The sequence below is a fragment of the Acidithiobacillus sp. HP-11 genome, assembly GCF_015100075.1.
GTDB lineage: Bacteria > Pseudomonadota > Gammaproteobacteria > Acidithiobacillales > Acidithiobacillaceae > Acidithiobacillus > Acidithiobacillus thiooxidans.
This window is the reverse complement of sequence record NZ_JACKYY010000026.1, coordinates 1-19,848: the sequence shown is the minus strand read 5'-3', so window position 1 is coordinate 19,848 and position 19,848 is coordinate 1. Positions and strand designations below refer to the sequence as shown.

The following is a 19,848-nucleotide window of genomic DNA, read 5'->3' as shown; positions in this document are numbered from 1 at the left end:
AAAAGGGCACCCCATCAATAACAGGGCACCCACTCATTAAAGCGGCGTTTTTACAAGCCAATGCGCCCATAGCAACGCCAACCCCTTTTATTTACACTCAATGCGTCCTTTGTGGCTCCTGCTCTTGTTCAAACTGAAACTTGGTAGGCGCTTTCTGCACTTTAGGCGGTGGCGCTTTTTCAACCGTTTTTTCAGGCGCTTTTGATGTTACTTTCTGCTGCTGTTGCGCCTGAATTTTCTGAACTTTAGCTTGTTCAATTTGCATTATCCGCTTTTTATCGCGCTCACTTTCACGACGTTGGCGTTCATCGTAAGATACACCCTGCTTAAACCACACCGCATCTTGGGCTTTATCTGCGGGCGTTTTGCGTGATTCCCGCGCTTCGGCTTCTTTCTGTCTCTGGGATTCACGATTCTGAAAGCCTTCGCCGCCTTGGACACCGTACCGCTGCTGAACTGCGGCTTTTTGCGCATCGGTTAAGCCGGGATGATCCATTTCAACCATCATTTCCAGATTATCCCGATCTTTATCACCGGACGATGGCCGCATCGTAAGCCCGCTGGATGAACCATGCATTTGCTTATCATCCTGCTTTTCGCCATCTTTGGCTTTTTCAGCAAGCCGTTCTTTCGCTTTTTCACGCTCCTTTTTCAGCATTTCCATAGCCTGTTTCTTGGCTTCTTCCCGCGCTTTTGCTCGTAATTCCTGCTGTTCACGATCTTTTTTCTGCGCGGCTTCTGCTTTCCGGCGATCATCTTCTTGACGTTGCCTCGAATAATCCGCCTGCCGTTTTTGATCAGCTTCCCGCATCTTTTCGGCAAACTTTTGTTGTGCTAAAAGCTCAATTTTACGGGCATTTTCAGCGGCACGGCGGGCTTGTTCTTCTAAAATGTTTTGCTGTTCCATGGGTTAGCCCTCCATTGCGTTGAGATCGTGTAAGGCTTCGACTTTAGAAACGAGCACATCAGCGAAAGCATCAATATCTTCGTCAGTCAGTGATGCTAAGAACTCATCGCCGTATTCCGTACAAAAATTGCGGGTTTCGTTGGTAATACTGTTGCTGTATTGCTGCATTAAACTTTCCATGCTTTGTGTCTCCTGTGTTGGTGTTGATGCTTCATGATTTTGAACGGTTGGCGTTTCAATACGCGCATCCGTATTTTCAAGCGCCGCTGTATCCGAAACAGTGCCCGTTTCTTGATCGGGTGCCTGATATTTGGGCAACGCCCGCTGTGGTTGATGGACAAATTCCGGTTGATCGCCTTTACGCGGAAGGCCGTCAAAATCTACTTTTACCCGCGCAACTGTGGAACTTCCGCCAGTCCGTAAATACCCGTAAAGATCAGGCAAACCGGCAATTTGTGATGGAAGTACCGCCCGTTCAATGACGATCTGTTCTGATGTACTGCTGCTTTCAGAACTACTACCGCCGCCTTGGCCACCATGGCTGTTGCTGTAACTATTACTGGAACTGCTGGTTTCGCGCTTCAATTGCTGATCGCCAATTTCTTTACTGACGGTTTCGGCTGTTTCTGCATCAGCAATGCGAAGATATAACCGCGTTTTAAGCAAACCCCAAAGAGCTGACGCCAATTCTTTACCGTAAATTTCCGCGAGTTGTCCAAACGCCTGCACGCCAATAATTGCTGACAGTCCGAATTTACGGCCTTCTGCTAAAGCCGGTGCGAGACTTGGAATCCGCTGTAAAGATGGCAACTCATCCAAACTTAAAAAAATGCGGCGGTTGGGATCGGGCGGCATACCCATGGCCTGTCGTACCACGGTATCAAGCCACATTGAAACCAAAGGCCGCAAAGATTCACGGGCGCGTGATGGAACACTCAAAAACAGCCAACTGCCGTCATCTTTTTCCAGCCAATTTCTGATAGAAAACGCTTGTGAATCATCCCTTTTGACATTCGGCAAAAGAGCTAATGCCCGCAAATAAACAGCAAGCGTTGAACGGGTGGACTGAAATGTTTTTTCAGGGCCGATCATCCCTGCAAAGCCTGCATCAGCAACTAATCCGGCAAGTTCCGGCAATGGGGCTGAAAGTCCTGTACTTACTATTGAATCAAGATCGGGGCATTGCATAAGCAAAGCCTCAAAAGTAGCCCTGCCGCTCTCCGTCCAAAAAGCATCAGCGTTGCCTTTTGCGTCTGGTATCAAGGACTTAGCAAGAGCGGCGTATTCAAAACTTTCAGCATCCAACCATGGGTTCCAAACTTCGCCGCGCTGATCCATTGGATTGAGAATATGATCAATCCCCGGACGATAAAACAAACTCACCAATTCGCCGCTTACATCGTAAACAACTGCCCTTTGCCCACGCTTCCGAATTGCACGAAGCGCTTTTTTAATTTCAACGCTTTTGCCGGTACCTGGCGCACCGCACAATAAAAAATGTTGTTGTTCGTCAGCGTCAGAAATGGGCACTCCACCAATTGCGATTGTTTTATCTGTCATTTTTGCTTTCAAGCGACTAACAATATCAGGCGTTGTGCAATCCATCACGACTGTTCCGCGATGAATGTTAGCCCCAACGCTCTGCGATAAAGCGTGCGAAACATGACTATTTGCAATATGCATTGCATGCTTATTTGCTACCGTCTTGCTGGCTTTTTGTGCAGCATCTTGGGCTTTTTGTGCAGCTTGGGATGCAACACTTTTTGCTTTATCAATGTTTTCTTGCGTGATTACCTGCCCCGCAACATCTTTTGCTTTCGATAAAATGCTCTTAAACATGGTTAATACTCCTTGTTCGTTCGTGATGTGATGTGCTTTACTGCTTCATTCTTTACAGTCATCTGTCAAAATTTCAGGCGATGTTTGCCTGCTATTCCCGCATAATCTTGATCAACTTTTTGTAAGTGCTTCCTGCACGAATATTCCGGTAAATCATGAACAGCATAATTCCAGCCGTGCCAAAAATACCAATATCGCCAGCCGTGTGATTTACATTAAAACCAAGCAACCAGCATGTAATCATCAACGCAATCATTAAAATTGATGCTGTTTGTAAACCCCGCGCATATGAAATTAACCACAAGTTTTTTCGCGCTTTTGCGGACAGTTTTCCGCCAGCGCCGGATAAGGTGCCGTTGAAAGTAAAAGGCGCAACCACTGGTGCAAACGGCAATACCCAACCGCCAGCAACAAACGCCAGAATAATAAACCCAATGTTTGAATAAAGCCCAAAACGCTCTATTTTTACCATCGTTTTTAATTGTTCAACGCCATCTAGCATACTTCCCGCTACCGTGCTTTTTACGTTTTCACTTTCAATTTCGTCCAAAATGCCCATATCAATTACTCCTGTTCGTTCGTGATGCTTCATGTTTTTACTGCTTCCATCTCTTACAGCACTCTGTCAAAAAAAAACCGCACATTTTATTGATCACGGTTCGGATTCTTCTTCATCGTCTGCTTCGGCTGCATCTCGTTTTTGAAAGTATTCGTCTTCCTGCTTTCGGCGCGGTTGTTGATTCTGGGGCAACTTTGGTAAAAAGTTCGCCCCGCCATTGCCGCCGCCCGAATTTCCAGCGATCTCCGAAACCCCTTTCATGAGTTCAAAAAGCTGCCCTGCACCGCCTGTTAATGCTGCATCCAAAGCCGCTGAAATTGCATGATCTGATATGGCATCTTCTAAAATGCTGCCTGCATCTTCTGTATCTTGAATCTGTGGCTGCGGATTAGATGACATATAAGTAATGTCATCTTGCTGCTGCACTTCATCCTGTTTTGCCTTGTTTTGCTGCGTATTTGCTGACTTTTTCGGCATATCTTCGGGCATCTGAACCATGGGCGGCGTTTTGCCCCATCTTGGGCGCTGGAAACCGTGCTGCATCCATGACGCCTCACAAAATGCGTGGCGCTGTTCGTGGATTTCGGGAAAAGGCCATTTGATGATAGCTGCGGTTTTGGATGTCAAAATTAAAGCTTGCGGGCCACCATTTTTACTTTCATCAACGTAAAGATCAGTACCAAAACTTGCGGGAAGCATCACTGCTTCTGTTGCTCTTTGATAGCCGCCCGATTGCCCGCTACTGCCACCATTCCCGCCATTATTATTTACAGAAATATTGGCCTGATACCGCTCTAAATCTCTGTCTCCTAAAAGGTTGCTTGCCCACTTTTGATCATCTGGATCTGAAAGATTAGCAACAATTTTGACACCACATTGTCCCGCCCAAATCCTGAGCGTGTTTTTTGAATAGCCATGTTCTTCCAATTGGGCAACGCCTTGCATGCCTAAAACCACTCTGCAACCTTTCGATCTGGCGGCTTCTAATGCGCTGGTAATGCTTGGGATTTTACCGGCTTGTGGCACCTCATCCAGAAATAACCACATCCTGCGTGCTTCCGGCAATGCATCAGGAAAAGAAAGAATTTGTTTTACAGTCTGCTCAATAATGCTTGAGCAATAAGCAGCCGATAAATTTTCTGATTCCGGCAAATAACCCAATATTGCGGCGTTTGGCGTTTTACCCGCCAACCAATCCCGCACACTCCACGGCTGGCCGCGATTGCTAAAATCTGCTACGCCAAGATTAATAATGTCAGATAAGTTTGACGCCATTTGTGCAAGATAACTTGCGGTAGTTTTTGAATCTTTTCCCATAAGAAACGATCTGGCTAAAGGCGATTCATTCATAACCGTATTTACTAATGAATCGTAATCTGATAAAGCCATGCTGCATGCTTGAGCTAACCGATAAAACCCCCATTTTTCGCCATATTTTGACTGTACTTCGGAAATTATGGCAGTTAAAAGTCCCTGAGCGCCTTGTGCCCAAATTGGATCACGATCAGGCGTCGGAATCAGCGTTTTTGCTAACGATTCCGCATGCAAACGCGTACGAATATCACGCCCTAACTGCCACTTTGCAGATCGTGAATCCCACGGCGCTAAAAGTGTAAACGGAAAATCCCCTTTTTGCTGAAAATCGCCTTTAAACGAAAAAATAAGGCATTTATCGCCACGGTTGGCGGCTTGGTTAATCATTGGCCAAAGGATCGATGTTTTACCCGATCCTGATCCACCCAACAAAAGAAAGTGCCTACACTCCTGCTGCTCACTTATCGGAATTTGAGGATGAATAGAAACACCGGTTGTTGCTTTTTTGCGGGGTTTTAACGCTTTTGCGGCTTGTTTTATGGTTTCAAGCTGACGGCCTCTGATATGTATTTCCTGCTTTAAATCACCAATAAAATAACCTGCAACCGCACCCGCAATAGCTCCAATTCCCGCCCCTGCAGCAAGGTATGGCATATAATCAGGCGGCATTAATCCGGCGATGCGAACGGCCTCTAAAATTGCCTTTGGGGCTAATAACGCGCCTGTTTTTACGAGTGCAATACTTTCCCATGCGCCTGCATAGCCTAATAATGTACCGCCTATGCCGCCGATCCCGATTAGTTCAAGAAAGCCTGAACCGGTAGCGAAACGCGGATCATTTGGGCCACTGTATCTTTTTAATGTAGTAGCCATGATTAATCACCCCGTTCTTTTCCGTCATTATTGTTATTGTGTAGGCGATCAAGATATTCTTTATCTTCCGGCGATGGATTGGCAGGATTGTACAATTTTTCAATCTTTTTTGCGTTTCCCGTACGGCGTGCCCATTTAATAATGCTTTCATTCTTTATGAAATGTGATTTGATTTTGTCGATTATGTTCATGGTGGTTATCCTTTTGGGCGGGTGTGGTGGATGAAATAAAGTATCCCGCCTCATGACTAACAGCTATCTGTCAAAATTTTACGAACTCATTTCCATTTCTGGCTCTTGTGCCTGTTCTTGTTGTTCGGTTTGCTCTTGTAATTTCTGCTCCGGCGTTTCATTTTCGCTGTTGTTTTGCGAATCATGCGCATCGCCATTTTGTGCAATGCCTGACATTTTATCCGCTTCTTTTTCAGCTGCTTGCGTTTGCGATGGCAATTCTGCATTTTGTGCATTACCAGACGCACGGACTTGTGCCAGATCGCCAACGCTTCCGATTTCTTTACCTGCCGCCATTCGTGCCTTTTGGATTTCTTCCAGACTTTCAGGCGCTTTGGCTTTAGCTGCTTTCATAGCCGATTCTTTTTCGACATATTTACTGACTTGTTTAAGCATTTTATCTGTGTCATCGGTTATTACTTCAAGCTCATGCGTTTCACGCGTAACTGCTACATAAAATAATTTTGCAGATACAGAACCGCCAGCGGTAAAAACAGGAATCGATGTTTTGCGGGTACCGCCTTGTACCGCATGGGTGGTTACTGCGTAATTGTAATCCAGAGCTTCGGCCTTTTGTTGATCAATCTCTACCGTTTCGCCGGTGTCGGTTTTGACTGCAGCCTGCCCTTTGTCATCAATAACAACGGTTCCGCTAGTACCGTTGATCACGCCTCTTTCCTTATCATTTTTACGAAAAAATACCTGATCACCATCCCGTAATTCCATATTCCTTTCGGTGAAAGCTGAAATGTTGATTTTTGCCGGATTAACTTTCAGCAAATCATCGGGATTATCGCGGCTTTGCAATGTCAACTTCCCGCCATCTGTTTCAAGCACATTCCATTGCGTACCTTTTTTAGCGGATACCAGCGTGTCTTTGTCCATGTATTCCCTATTAAATTCAACAATAACTTGTGCGTCAGGATTTTGTTTGCCTGCGGTGTACTTTTCTGATCTGGTTGCCGCTTCTGCCGTTAAATCCAGTTTATCCAGTGCAGAAATGTTTACAGCCTTTTCACCCAATGCTTTTTCATTGATTAATCCATCGCGGATTTGTCCGTTTATTTCCTGACGCTTTTTGTTGGTATCTGTGATGAAATAGGCATTTTCACGCTGTTCCGGTGTCATCTGCAAATATCTGTTAGCCGCAACTTTGGCTAACTCCACATCTTTATCCTGTCCTTTTTCCACTTTCACTTGTGTAACATACGGACGCACCAATTCAGAACCGGTTTCCGCATCACCACGCGCATAGGCTTGAGCAATTTTTAAGAGTTCGGGTGCTGCCCGTTGCCGCTGTACTTCATCAATTTTGACGTATGGAATACTTTCCGTTTCCAGTAATTGTGCAAACGGCGTACCCGCTTCCACGGCATCAATTTGATACGGATCACCAACAAGAAACGAACGGGCATTTTGTTCGTTGTCTACTTTCCTGATAAATTTGTCCATATCTTTACTGCTGATCATGCCGGATTCATCGGTTATATATATGCGTTTTTGCGTATCTTCTGCATCACGCTTTTTCAGTAATGCAGATGCAAGTGTGATGGTTTCATCACATCCTGCGCTTTCCAATTCCCTTTTTGCTTTGGCGGTTGGTGCAACACCAATCACCTGATAACCCGCTTCCCTATATTGCTCCACAATAATTTTCATGCTGGTTGTTTTACCCGCACCTGAACTACCCACAACGCCCGCATGTCTGGCATCTGTTGTGAGTGCAAGAGCAACCGCTTCCCGTTGCCCTTGGCTAAATTTAAAACCCTGTTTATCCTCCTGTTTTTGCAATATTCCGGCTATTCGTTCGTCATCAGTTGCCCGTCGCAAATCGTGATCTCCTGATCTATCAGGCTGTGCATGATCTGACAAAACACCTGTACTTTGCCCGATTTCGTGCGCATCCAAACCGCGTTCTGACAGACTGCGCAAGCGGTGTCCGGTGAGTGTTGAAGTTTTTTCAAGACTGCTGATTTTATTTCTGGTTTGCTGTTTACTGCTGATTCGTTTTCCATCTTCGATCTCCTGTACTGTGAATGAAACATCATTTACATCTCCAACTCCCCGATTTTCCTGACTCCGCGTAATATGCTGAGTCTCAATAATGGCTTCTGCTTTACCCTGTCCGTCTTTTGCTCGTTGTAAGATTTCGGCTTCACGATAAACAGCTGATTTTGTCGTAAAATACTGTTCATTTTTACCGGTTCCGTCCCTGTCCACATCCGCCGCCCGAATTAAACCGCCTGTGCGATCATCAATGGCTTTATGAATGTCTTTTAAATCCACCGAACCCGCACCGGCTTTAATAGATTCCGCCAGTAGATCAGAACGGGAAAATACATCATCACGCTCCGCCAGATGCTTAATCGCGGATTTAACCACATCCTTACCCGTTATTTTTTCGTTCTGTTGTTCATTTTTATTCTTTTCACGATGATCAGCATTAGCTCTGATACCGGATAAATCTAAACCTGCATCACGCGCACGCTGTCTTTGTTGATACTTTAAATTTACCGCATCAACATTCTTATCTTTATCTGCGCGGGTATTTAGTGCCGCCGCATCTTTTTGAGCGCGTGTTGCAGATTTGGGATCAATACCGTTATTTTCAAGGTAAGTATTGATTTGTTTTTTGCGTCCTGAAAAGGCATCTTCTGCTTCTTTTGAAATGCCTTTTACGCCAAACGATAAATGCTCAATACCTTTATCATCTCTTTCAAGACGGGTTTCCAGTTCATAGCCCGCTGCCTGCATTTTTTGCATGAGCTTGGCTACTTGCACATCGCCCAATGTATAAACCTTGCTGTTGTTTTGCCCATAATCCGCCCGTAGAGATACCCACTCACCATCTGATCTTTGAACCATGTTCGGCACAACGCAATGGACATGAAGCTGCGGATCAATCGTGCCATCGGCTGCACGCGCTGTTTCATGTAAATAAGCGGCTGCGGATATGTTTTCGCTGAATTCTGAAATGGCTCCGCCTTTTCCCAAACGGGCATATGTCATCTCTTTCGCGTAATATTCTTCAATGGCTTCGGCTGTTGATTCAAGCATCCACTGCTTTACGCGTTCATCCTCAATGCCTATTATTGATGCGGCTTTCGGCGCTGAGAAAGTCCAATCTGAACCCATGCGGCGTTCTTTATCGTGTCCGCCGCGTTTACTTATGTCTTCGCCATCCATCGTTGTGCCGGACAATAGTTTTTCCAAATCCTCCGATTTAACAGCACCGGAAAGCCCTTGCGATTCTGCGCCTTTACCGATCCACATCGATTGCACTTTATTATTTTCTGAATAGTAACCGGTTGTGTATTCTTCGCCGGATTTTGTGCGATGCGCCTCTTTTTCTTCTTCCACATACTTTACAATAGTTGTTGCCGAACCGGACAAATGGCTTTCTTTTACGCTCATGTTTAATCCTCCTAACCTTTCATTATGTACAGCGATCTGTCAAAAAAACTGGCTATTTAATGTAACCGCTGGCCGGGTGTTGGATAATCTGCATCAATCTTTTGCCATTTTTTAGACAAATGCTGCAATGCTGAACTGGGCGATATATCTAGCAAAATCAGTAAAGATTCTGCATATATAGTCTTTAACCAACGCCTCGCTTTGTATTCGTGCGGTTTAAACGATTGCTCAACGGCATCCAGCAAAACAGTTGCTATTAAATCCCGATCTGCTTGTGCATCATAACTTTCCATATCCGCTATTTTTTGCAAACCTTTTTCATAACTCTCCATGTCCGCGATCCTCATTTCTCACCGCCTGATGGTAGATCAAGCGGATAATGAAAATTACGCGCCTTTTTTACAGTTACAGTAACCACCCGTGTTTCCTGTCTTAGATTACTTTTAAGCGTTAGCGTAGGAAATGGCGATTCATTCTTTACCGGTTCCCTTTCCACTTTTTGCGCTGGTTTAGACTGTCTTTGCTGCATCCTTTTGGCTTTATACAACGCTTCTTTTTTCAAGCGTTCTTTGCGCTTTGCTTTCTCCGCAAAATCCTTTTTGTGATGCCAATCTTTGCGGCCTACTAGCTTCGGTAAGCAACTTTGAATGAGTGGCTCGATGCGGCATTTATCGGGATTGATGTTTTGCTTCTTTAATTCAGCTTTTACATAAGAAATCATCTCATTTAAATCAGGCGCTTTAAACCTGTCGTCGGGGTTCTTTTGCAGTAAATGCCCTGATCCATCCATTCGCGGGTGAGTTTTTATGATGTTTTTTGCACGCGTCCAGACTGCATCTCTGGACATAAAAACACCTTTTGATACTTCGATTGGTACGCACGGTTGTACATATTTTTCGGATTCCGTGAGTGTTTCGCCTTTATAATTCTTAGCCATGATATATCTCCTTTTATTTAATGTTTGGTTTGATGATGAAAGGTTTTGCTGTAAAAACCATCGCCGAAACTTGAGCCGATAATGCATCTATTGCCATTCCACAACGATATGCGCGTTTGCCCTGATACACAATAAAATGCCTATGATTGCGATCAGTCGGGCAATGATGCGGCCATTTTTCCAATGCGTACCATTCGCTCAAAAGTAAGCGTTTAGTGCCTGCTGGTGTGTATGTAAAAATCATGTTGTCCTCCTGAGAATTGGGGCGGCGATGAACCGCCCGTAAGGTTAAAGTTTAACGCTCGTTGCCGTCGCCTTTTTCAAAAGTGAATTCAGCGGTTTTATCAGATGGTTTCGTTACAACATCTAAAACACGTCCAGCACATTTAATTGCATCGCGGCGGGATTTGTCGCCACGGCTTTCGTGAAAAGTAAAATCGATGATCTTTTTATGTTTCCCTTGATTAATCTCTGCGACACGAATAACGCTTGGACCTTCGTCTTTGTTTTTGTCGATTTGAACAATGACAACATCATTTCCTGCTGAATTTTTCTTACTTGCTATTGCTTCCATTAGAATATCTCCTGATCATGTAAAAAAGGTGAGAAACGATTTTCTGCCTCTCATCTATTACAGTTATCTGTCAAAAATTTGCGCATGATTTGGTTTGAATGAAATACAGGCATAAAAAAAGGGGCATTTCTGCCCCAATTGGTGATGATATGTGATGGTTTACCAGCGATATTTCAAAGCCGCGACGAATTCCGTGCTTGATGCTCCGCCGCCGAACAATTCTTTGGCTGAAACATTCGCGGAAAGCCCTTTTGTATATTGCGTGTGAGAAATGATATTTAACCGAACCTCTGCCATCCCTTGCGTGTGCGGGTATTGCAAACCTTCGATCTGCCCCACATCTTGCCCGCTGGATACTGTGGATGATGGATTCGCTCCGATATTTTCAACCATTCCCAAACGGATTTGTGGGAATAATGTATGGTTTCCCGCAGTTGTCCGGTAATTGAATTTTTTACCGATCAATACAGCCGGTGAAATCATGAACTGGCCGCTTGATTGTGATGCAACATGCACATCCAGAAAACTTCCGCCATGCGTCGTGTAACCATTCGTCCATGATTGATCATAGCCAACTGATAAACGCGGGCTTAATACAAAACCATCCAGATTTTTCCAGTAGCTTGCCCGCACTTCCGCGCCCGCAAAACTTCCGCCAAAATGGGCTATTTGGGGCAATCCAAGTGCTGTAGTATCAATCGTGTTCGATAACAGCCCGCCACCAATCGTACCGGTGATTTTCCAGTTTTTACTAGCGTTCGGATAATATGTCCCATACAGCCACAAACCGTAGTCCGTTCCAGAAGTGTAATTGCTGGAATTCGTACCGATCGCTGCATTGCCAGTGCTAAACGCAATACCAGCCACATCCCGTTTTTGCATTCCGACTGACACCCCATAACCTGCCAGTAAACCATAATTAGCGCCGGAATAATTACCCTGCGATGAAAATCCGCCTAAGCCTTTTACCCAAAGTCCGCGTGGCCCACCGCCAACAATTCCGGTGCTGATGATCGCGTTTTGCGTGTCATGCGCTTGTTTAATCGAAAGTGCGGGCGTGTTCGAAAGCGTATTGTTTGCTTCTTGAACCGGCGTTACAACCTGTACATGAATCGGTGCAGGGGTAGGTGTAGGTGTAGGTGTAGGTGTAGATGGTGTGGATGGACTGGATGGTGCAGGCGTCGGTGTGGTAGTACCGCAATCGCCACCCAAACACACACTTTCTGAATCGCTGGTTGAATAAATTGATGCGCCAAAACCATCAATTTTGCTGCTATCCGCGCCATTATACACATAATAAACAGCCGTAGGGTTAAAAGTATTGCTTACACCAGATGCACTTTGTAAAAACGGGCTGGATAATCCGGCGCTGTATTTACCTGTAGCTGCATTGATCAACACATTGCCACTTTCGATGCTGTACCCGTCTGCAGCATAAATGCTGGATATAGCGTCCGGCGTCATGTAAAACGTCAAATTCGGTGATGGCACAACATTACCCGTGTATGCGCCGCTGCTTTCCGCGTTTTGCATGTACAAGTTCGAAACGTTGTTACTGCCAGATACATTGATGTTGCCGCCGCTGGCTTCCAAACCAACGTCGTTATATCCAGACAAATTAATATCATTGATATTGACTGTACCTCCGTCAACAAACAATGAACCACCACTATCATCCGTTAAATTTGCGGTAGTGTCCGCACCGCCGAACACATTTGAGCTATCGCCAAATTCGCTGTTTTTAGCGTCAAACAAAATACCGTCACCTTCAATATCTACGCCTCCGCCAAATTGCGCTGAATTTGCGTTGACATTGATATTCGGTGTAGAAACACTGTTTCCTACATCATCATGCACAGTAAGATTACCCGTATCACCGTTATCTACCACATCGTCAAGATTTGCTGTCAATTCCGGTATTTCATCTGCAGTGGTAGGCGTAACCACTTGTCCGGTTGTCGGTGAAGCGCCGATTTCAGCAGATAACGCAATACTACCCCCGTCTTCACCGACAAAGTTCAAACCTTCCAGATCAAGATTAACGATGCCTGCGGGGCCATTATCTACATTCCCGAACACGGGCAAATCAACCCCGTCGCCTGCTGCTGTAAAATCAAGTCCGCCGCCGCCGTTCTCGTCTTCCGGCCCGTAAACTACTGAATTACCAGAATCTGCGTTAAAATCTAGTGTCGTGCCGGGACTTGCATAAAGCGATAAAGACGATGCATTACCAGAATTAACGGTAGCAAGCTGAAGCGTGGTGCCAGAATTCAAGTTAATTGTTGATGTATCGTCACTGCTATTACTATCATCCGCAGGATCAAGCACAACATCAGGACTATCATTTTCAAGTTCTAATGTGTAATCAATATTCAATGTCGTATTACTCATGATCAGTGCGCCGGTAGCTGCAGATGCTGCTGAAAAACCGAATGTTTCCAAGGTTTCATCCGTATTCCCATTGTATTGCGTATCATCTGGATTCACACCCATATACATATCAACCAGCGCATCAGCACTTTCGTTGATCGCTAAACTGGCTGTTTCCAGTGATTGATCACCTACATCATAAAAGTTTTCAGTGCCGGTGTTCGGTGATTCGTTCGTTATATTCAAACCCATACCTAGAGGGTTTCCGGGGTTTGCACTGGTTGCACTCGACAAAACGCCTGTTCCGCCAGATGCTTCCATACCTGCCGCACCCGGTGCAATTGTTGCGTCAAAATCAGACGATGAATCCTTAACCGTTCCCAAATTCCATACGCCATCATTTGTGCTGTTGGCTGCATTATCTGTAAGCGTTGAATCACTGCCCATCACAAATTCGCTCGGTTGTGTAATCGTGTCGCCGGTTGCTAATGTCACCGTGCTGCTGACATTAGTTGTTCCTGTGTAATTCGTAGTAGCCAGTGCAACCGGCGAAACCGCCAATGCAACCGCCGCAATAATTGCTTTAATCTTCATCTGCTTTTTCATATCTAAATCCTCGTGTTGATGGGCTGCCCGTTGCTGCCCTCATCCTCTACAGTTATCTGTCAAAAAAAAATAGAGGAAAAATTACAGAACGATGAAACAGACATAAAAAAAGGGGCGCGAAGCCCCTGAATTTGGTGATGATGTGAAAATGTTTTAATTGGATGTTTTAACGCCATTCATGCGATTACCCTTATACACGGATGTTACGCTTTGATCGGCGGGGACAGCATATGCATTCGTTACATGCATGTTTTCACCATCACCAGATGCGGTAATGGTTCCCACACGGCCATCTGCAAAAACTACTTTTTTAAGAGCGTTTACTACTGCTGTGACACGGTACGGCGCTGAAAAGTCGGAAACCGTGGCAGTACTCGGTTCCCGCGCACCTGCAGGCAACATCCGCATTTTAAAAGCATTGTTGTATTGACTGCTTTTGTAACCAACATTAGTTACTTTAACCACCAGCCCTTTTGCACAACTCGTCAACAAAAAGTTGTTGTCCTGCTCGAAATTGAAAAAAGGCGGGATGCCCATCTTACGATTACCGCAAACCGCTGAAATAGTACCCGTTTTGTCCGTCAAAACCTGCTTTTCAGCCGCCCCGAGAATTACCGCTGTGCGTTCCGGTGTGGAAAAATTAGACACTGTAATCGTGCCCGCATGTGCAAATGTAGCCAATGTACCGGCTGCGATAACAAAAAGTGGTGCGAAAATAAAACCTGATTTGTTCATGATGTTTACCCCTATAAATAGAAAAGAAAGTTTGTTTACTGTGCTACATAACCTACTGCGATGTGTCAAAAAAACTGATGATTTTATTTTTCGTGTTCATCACCTCCTTTTTCAAAGCGAAATGATGACTTACCAACGGTTTCCCATGTTTGCTTCACAAAATCCGTACAAACCCTGCGCATCGGTATGTCTGCATCGTCGTTTTTATCCCAATCCTTGCCATGTCTTGATTCCATCAGTTGTTTGTAAGCAGCGGGATTGCTTTTCGATAATTCCGCATCCTTTTTACCATCAGCAATCATTTTTTCAGTTACGCCGCAACGCTCGTACATTAAACTCATACGATCATAGAGCGCTTTGTCATTGCCGAACTTTTCTGGATCAGGTTTAAATATCTTGTCTTCTTCTTCATTCATTGTTCATGCTCCTTTTTTTGTGTAATGGCGGTAAATGAATACCGCCCGCAATAATTAATTAACGCTCCATTTCCAATTGCTCATGTTTCCGCACTTGCTGCTGCAAATCCGCCTTATCCACATCATACAAATTGGCGACATGCTCCATGGTGCGGCAATGAACCATTAAAGAATATGGGTAAGCCCGCGATGGTTCCCGCACATCATCGCAACAGTCCTGCCGCTCATCTTCATCGGGTTCCCATCTGCCTGCACGATCAAACGCGCCGGATGGGTGCGTGTACCTCTTTTTGCGATCGTTGTACTCTTTTGCTGCCTGCCTCAAATTTTCAACGTATTCCTGACTTTCCTTTTCCATCTTTAAATCTCCATGTTTGGGTTTACTGTTTTACTGCTTCCATTCCTTACAGCACTCTGTCAAAAATATTATTAGAAAAATGCCAACTGTTCTTTTTCAACTTTCTTTTCGAAACGCGCAATCGGTAATACAACCCCGAATTTCTCAAAATTGGCGGCAAACTCTTTTGTACGGGTGCCCATATAAACAATCATCTGCCCCTGCAATGGGGTGCCCTTTTTGCTGCCGTTTGGCCGAATGAAACAAATTCTGGATGATGGAAAACAAATTGCATTAGCTACCGATAAAAGCCGTTGCCCCCATTTGGTTTCTGTTCCATTGTTTACAAGTACGCACGCTTGCTGGATTTCGCCGGATTCATATTTATACGCTACCGCTTCGCAAAACTGGCTGATGAGCGGTTGTGCATACGGGGGGTTCAGCCAAATATTGCCATGCCATTGATGAATAAGGCCGTTGTCGGTTTCGGTGAAATATTTGGTGGCTTTTACATTTTCATTGGCGATTGCGCATGACGCTGGATCAAGATCAATGCTGCCCATGGTTGCGCGGGCGGCAAAAAGAAATTCAGGGGGTGTGTACCATTCGTTATTGCCTGTGCTTTGTGCAACATGCACCTGCTTTTGCGCTTGTGAGGGAATAGATAAATCTTCGGTAAGTAATTCAAATGCCATCATGAACGCTCCTTTTGTGCGGTTCTATCTCTTACAGCGATATGTCAAAAAAAATGACGGCACATGAAAACGATCGCATGAATGGATACAGGATGATTCAATGAAATGATGAATAACTTATTGATGCAGATAACGATTATGACTTTATGCGGGATGCAGGGATGACATTATATATATGTGTTCGTTTGCGATAGGGTGCGGGAACATAAAAACGGGGATGACATTATATATATACATTCATCCTTGGGTGTTTGGTTATGTAAGAATGAATATAACCAGAATGAACGCCTACCCTAAAATTATGCGGCGCTTGGGATGACGGGCAAACGCATGAATGGAAACGGCATGACGGAAAAGTAAGGGCATCGTAAAAAAAGAGAGTGAACCGGAAATGAAGGGCACCGGAAAATGAACGGCAGGCCGTGAAATACGGGCACCCATGAAAATAAGTTTGCCGGAAATGAAACGCGGAACCTGAATAATGGATGCTCCAAACATAAAAAGTTTGCTCATCAATGGCCGCGCCGCGACACAAACCTTCAGGTGGGTTTGTGTGTTGTAGTAGCATACCGAAGGTGTGCGTCTTACCCCTATTTTTAACCTGACTTTTCCCTACTAAAATACTAAATAAGGGTTTATTTAGGAAATTGTTAGGTGTTTATGAGATGTTTCGTAGAGGAAAGAAAAGGGTTTATTATGAATATATGAGGTACAAGAGAAGATATTAGGGATTTTCTAGGGAAATATCATGGAAATGTTAAGAATATTTTTGACTGATAACTGTATAGGATGAGAAGGACAGTAAAGGAGGCAAAAAATGGAAAGCACAAAGTTATCAGCGCGTGTTGCAAGTTATCGTGATGCTATAAAAGCAGCACGAGATGCGGGGGTGACTTGGGGGCAATTGGCGGCTTTATTTAATGCCAATGAAAAGTATTTTTGGACGGTATGCAAAGCCATGGATCATGGTAGATACAAACCGTGTGAACAATTGCCACTACCGGAACGGGAAGTTAAGAAATCCACTATGTCCACAATTACATCCAATGTTGCAATTGAACATACTCATGGGAATACGGGCACAAGAAGGCCGTTGCCAAGCGTTACAAGAAAGATTGGCGATGGTTCAAAAGATGACAGGCTTGCGCGATTGAAAGCGCTTGGTATTGATGTTTCAACGATGGAAGATGAGGAGTAATTGACATGAGCAAAAGTGAATTGGCAGTAGTAAATGAAGCAGTAAGCAGCAATCGTCTGTTTTTTAGTCATGGCGATAAAGGCGGTGTGGGTAAATCCATGTTGTCCGCCTTGTTGGTGGATCATCTTTTGGAAATTGGACGTAATGTCGCTGTGATTGAAGGCGATAAGGGCGTTGACATTGCGGAACGCTTCGCGGGACTGATCAAGGTTGAAGCGGAAAACTTGAACCGTGCGGGGGCAAGCAATGAAGCCGTTATGGGTTTTGTCGATAAGTTGAGCAACTTGGCTGATGAAGGTGTTCAGGATGTTGTCATCAACTTGCCAAGTGGTGCAGGGGATACTCTGGAAGAGTTGGCACCGGCAATTGTCGATGCGGCAAGCATTATCGGATTTGAACCGTTCGCGTTTTATTCATTGGGGCATCAGGCAGTCGGTACACGCAATGCGCTGCGTTCATTGAACGGGGGGCTGTTGGGGCTAATGGCGGCAGAAAACCGCTGCATCGTTTATCCGGCTTTCCAAGGTACACCGGATAAGTTCGATTGGGTGATTTCCGGTAATCGGGATAAGTTTGATATTCCTGAAATTGTCATTCCGGCGATTTTGCCGCCTGATTTAGCTCTCAAAGTGTTGGGATTTAATGGCCGTTTTACTGCATTAGTTGGCAGGGATTCACCTTTGACACTTGGGGAGCGAGTTATTCTGCAGCATAAATGGTTGCTTCCTGCGCTTGAATCCGTTTCTGTTTTTGATGTGAAGTGAGGTGATTTATGTCAGATGAAATACTAGATGCACTGGAACAAGGTATCGAAAACAACATCCCGCCCGCAATGGGCGGGGATGCGGTGGATAGTGAATCTGAAAACGTCGATAAGATGGTTCAGGTTGAAACAGATGATCGTGTTGATACGGTGTTTTTTCATGATTCACTGAAAGCGCAAGCATTGAAAGGTTTGCCTGCGGAATGGCGCGAAAAACTCATTGAAGCGGGCGGTAAGGTAGGAATTACTGGCGATGATGACATTGCATGGTTACTGGTTGGTAGCGTCATCGATTCAGCGGCGGCGGCTTTTGCGGCTGGTGATGCTGCAAAACTGGTACATGAAGATGTGCAAAAATTGCCCAAAACAATGCAGGATGCGTTATTGTTAGCATCGAAGGACTTTAACGGGCAAGTTCGGGAAATCCTTGGCAAAAGCGGTGGTGAATTTATCGGTATTTTGAAAAATATGATTGTCGATTCAGCCAATGCAGGCGCGGAAAAGTTAAAACAGGCAGCATCGACACTGGATGCCGATTTGACGCGGAAGATTGAGATTCGCAAAGATGAAGGGGTAGAACTCTGGGTACAGCGTGCGAATGAAGCGGCAAATTTGGCGCTGGCGAAGCATAAAGCGGTGAACTTTTATTTTAACACGATTGGCGGTTCGGCAATATTTATCGTTGGCGTGGTTGTCGGTGCATTGATTACAACGCATTTTCTGTGATTGTATGTGTAGTCATCCCATGTTGCCCCGTAATTTTGCGGGGCTTTTTTATGCATGGCATGCCGAAAAAAAGAAAACGGCACGATAAAGCCTTATCCAAGCGTAGCGGCAAAATCCACAACCCTTGCCCGCGCAACGGGGTTCAACAAAACCCCATGGCCGCGCGGGTTGTTTGCAGTAAGCTGGCGCGTGCGCTGGCTGGTTTGCGTAGCAAAACTGTAAACAAGGCTGTGGAGTTTGTGGATAAGGCGGCGTCCTGCGAGATGTTGTAAAAAACCACCCTTACTAATAGTACGCGTCATATAAAACAATGACTTAGCCATGACGCGCTTGGAACATTCATTTTTTTACTTTCCATACCGGCAAAACAGACAGATCAATAATTTTACTCTGCACTTCCGGCGCTTCCTTTCGTGCTTTTTGTCTCTCACGAAAAGCTGCTGATGCTGCACGGCGGGCTGCTTTTAAGTCTTCGTGTTTGCGAGGGCGTCCGCGTTTTGGTTTTTCTGTTTCAGTTGTCATGCTGTTAGTCCTTTTTTTGCTTTGATTTGTTGCAATGGTGTCAAATGTTTGCGTTTAGTCCATTCCATGTTTGTTATCTGATAATTTGTATTTTCAATAGATAAAATGTCTGATTCATCTATTCCGGTTATAATCATTTCAGATTCAGCGGTATCCATCCAAACGGCAAAATGCGATAACCCGGATACTTTAGCGGTAACAACTTTGCCATCATGCGCATCCGCGAAAAAATGGGCAACTTCTTTATCAAGTGTCCAAGAGTATCCAAATTCGTCATTTTCTAGCTCTTTTGTAGAGCATCCACGAAAAACCATGATTTCTTTTTTGCGCATGCGGGCTGTATGCCACAACTCTTTTTTTGTTAAAAATCCGTCTGAATTAATAATTGATTGAACATGTTCAAAATACGGATATTCAAATTCGATTGCATCCGCTAATGCCCCACACATAACATTCTGGTGTCCCGTGCGTGAACATTCCCAAGCATCGCGCATAATTAATCCATCTAATCTTGTCAATTTTTCATAATTAATCATTTTTTGCGCAATATCGAAAGCAGCGGCATAAAGTTGCTGGCGGTGCCCTTTTACGGTTTCGTCTGGATACTTTGAAGCCAAAAATTCAAAAATATTTATATCATCTAAACTTTCCATGGTTTCATTCTCATGCAAAATGGGCGGTTTCCCGCCCGTGGTGGATTATGCCGCAAGAGTAAAGGGCTTGGGTTCCTCGCTGTTTTAAGTGGGTAGCTTGAGATCCAGCTTACCCAGTACGAGGTAAGCCATGTTAATAAAATTCTTGTGGGTGCGATAGCCCCGTGCCCTGGATTTGGC

At 44.8% G+C, this 19,848-nt stretch carries 22 protein-coding genes; 4 read left to right on the top strand and 18 right to left on the bottom strand.

The features are described 5' to 3' along the window. Positions 1-97: 97 nt before the first annotated feature. The 16 genes from H7F08_RS08955 to H7F08_RS08880 form a co-directional block, all read right to left on the bottom strand. A complete protein-coding gene (locus H7F08_RS08955) occupies positions 98-907 on the bottom strand; it encodes a hypothetical protein (protein ID WP_193640372.1) in 810 nt (269 codons plus the stop codon). Between the two features lie 3 nt (positions 908-910). After that, positions 911-2,746 (bottom strand): type IV secretion system DNA-binding domain-containing protein, encoded by a 1,836-nt coding sequence (locus H7F08_RS08950; protein WP_193640371.1) that lies wholly within the window; start codon positions 2,744-2,746, stop codon positions 911-913. Positions 2,747-2,837: 91 nt separating this feature from the next. Beyond that, entirely contained in the window at positions 2,838-3,338 is a 501-nt protein-coding gene (locus H7F08_RS08945; RefSeq protein WP_193640370.1) for a hypothetical protein, read from the bottom strand. A gap of 60 nt (positions 3,339-3,398) precedes the next feature. Next, positions 3,399-5,492: a type IV secretion system DNA-binding domain-containing protein gene (locus H7F08_RS08940; RefSeq protein WP_193640369.1), complete on the bottom strand. Its 2,094-nt coding sequence runs from the start codon at positions 5,490-5,492 to the stop codon at positions 3,399-3,401. A 2-nt stretch (positions 5,493-5,494) separates the two neighbouring features. Further along, a complete protein-coding gene (locus H7F08_RS08935) occupies positions 5,495-5,683 on the bottom strand; it encodes a hypothetical protein (RefSeq protein WP_193640368.1) in 189 nt (62 codons plus the stop codon). 78 nt (positions 5,684-5,761) lie between these two features. Then, positions 5,762-9,136 (bottom strand): MobF family relaxase, encoded by a 3,375-nt coding sequence (gene mobF / locus H7F08_RS08930; protein WP_193640367.1) that lies wholly within the window; start codon positions 9,134-9,136, stop codon positions 5,762-5,764. Positions 9,137-9,192: 56 nt separating this feature from the next. Then, on the bottom strand, positions 9,193-9,468 hold the full coding sequence (locus H7F08_RS08925) for a hypothetical protein (protein ID WP_227487846.1): 276 nt from the start codon (positions 9,466-9,468) through the stop codon (positions 9,193-9,195). 11 nt (positions 9,469-9,479) lie between these two features. Next, positions 9,480-10,073, bottom strand: coding sequence for a hypothetical protein (locus tag H7F08_RS08920; protein ID WP_193640366.1), 594 nt, complete (start codon positions 10,071-10,073; stop codon positions 9,480-9,482). 13 nt (positions 10,074-10,086) lie between these two features. Beyond that, a complete protein-coding gene (locus H7F08_RS08915; RefSeq protein ID WP_193640365.1) occupies positions 10,087-10,317 on the bottom strand; it encodes a hypothetical protein in 231 nt (76 codons plus the stop codon). 51 nt (positions 10,318-10,368) lie between these two features. After that, the gene (locus tag H7F08_RS08910) at positions 10,369-10,647 is read right to left on the bottom strand and encodes a hypothetical protein (protein ID WP_193640364.1); all 279 of its coding nucleotides are present in this window, start codon (positions 10,645-10,647) and stop codon (positions 10,369-10,371) included. A gap of 159 nt (positions 10,648-10,806) precedes the next feature. Further along, entirely contained in the window at positions 10,807-13,623 is a 2,817-nt protein-coding gene (locus H7F08_RS08905) for an autotransporter outer membrane beta-barrel domain-containing protein (protein ID WP_193640363.1), read from the bottom strand. A gap of 153 nt (positions 13,624-13,776) precedes the next feature. Continuing rightward, on the bottom strand, positions 13,777-14,358 hold the full coding sequence (locus H7F08_RS08900) for a hypothetical protein (protein WP_193640362.1): 582 nt from the start codon (positions 14,356-14,358) through the stop codon (positions 13,777-13,779). Positions 14,359-14,441: 83 nt separating this feature from the next. Continuing rightward, positions 14,442-14,774, bottom strand: coding sequence for a hypothetical protein (locus tag H7F08_RS08895; RefSeq protein WP_193640361.1), 333 nt, complete (start codon positions 14,772-14,774; stop codon positions 14,442-14,444). 58 nt (positions 14,775-14,832) lie between these two features. Beyond that, complete coding sequence (locus H7F08_RS08890; RefSeq protein ID WP_193640360.1) at positions 14,833-15,132, bottom strand: hypothetical protein; 300 nt, start codon at positions 15,130-15,132, stop codon at positions 14,833-14,835. 71 nt (positions 15,133-15,203) lie between these two features. Continuing rightward, entirely contained in the window at positions 15,204-15,809 is a 606-nt protein-coding gene (locus H7F08_RS08885; RefSeq protein ID WP_193640359.1) for a DNA N-6-adenine-methyltransferase, read from the bottom strand. Positions 15,810-16,094: 285 nt separating this feature from the next. After that, positions 16,095-16,319: a hypothetical protein gene (locus H7F08_RS08880; RefSeq protein ID WP_193640358.1), complete on the bottom strand. Its 225-nt coding sequence runs from the start codon at positions 16,317-16,319 to the stop codon at positions 16,095-16,097. Between the two features lie 304 nt (positions 16,320-16,623). On the opposite strand from H7F08_RS08880, the gene H7F08_RS08875 reads away from it, so the two are divergent. From H7F08_RS08875 to H7F08_RS08860, 4 genes are read left to right on the top strand one after another with little or no spacing between them, the layout of a single operon-like run. Continuing rightward, positions 16,624-17,004, top strand: a complete 381-nt coding sequence (locus tag H7F08_RS08875) for a hypothetical protein (RefSeq protein WP_193640357.1) — start codon at positions 16,624-16,626, stop codon at positions 17,002-17,004. Between the two features lie 5 nt (positions 17,005-17,009). Continuing rightward, complete coding sequence (locus H7F08_RS08870; RefSeq protein WP_193640356.1) at positions 17,010-17,768, top strand: hypothetical protein; 759 nt, start codon at positions 17,010-17,012, stop codon at positions 17,766-17,768. Positions 17,769-17,776: 8 nt separating this feature from the next. Next, the gene (locus H7F08_RS08865; protein ID WP_193640355.1) at positions 17,777-18,493 is read left to right on the top strand and encodes a hypothetical protein; all 717 of its coding nucleotides are present in this window, start codon (positions 17,777-17,779) and stop codon (positions 18,491-18,493) included. Positions 18,494-18,552: 59 nt separating this feature from the next. Then, positions 18,553-18,765, top strand: coding sequence for a hypothetical protein (locus H7F08_RS08860; RefSeq protein ID WP_193640354.1), 213 nt, complete (start codon positions 18,553-18,555; stop codon positions 18,763-18,765). A 67-nt stretch (positions 18,766-18,832) separates the two neighbouring features. On the opposite strand, the gene H7F08_RS08855 is transcribed toward H7F08_RS08860, so the two are convergent. Together H7F08_RS08855 and H7F08_RS08850 are read right to left on the bottom strand one after the other, a co-directional pair. After that, positions 18,833-19,015 carry a hypothetical protein gene (locus H7F08_RS08855; protein ID WP_193640353.1) on the bottom strand — a complete coding sequence of 61 codons (183 nt, stop codon included), beginning with the start codon at positions 19,013-19,015 and terminating at the stop codon, positions 18,833-18,835. Then, on the bottom strand, positions 19,012-19,668 hold the full coding sequence (locus tag H7F08_RS08850; RefSeq protein ID WP_193640352.1) for a hypothetical protein: 657 nt from the start codon (positions 19,666-19,668) through the stop codon (positions 19,012-19,014). The genes H7F08_RS08855 and H7F08_RS08850 overlap by 4 nt, the downstream gene beginning before the upstream one ends. Positions 19,669-19,848: the final 180 nt, after the last annotated feature.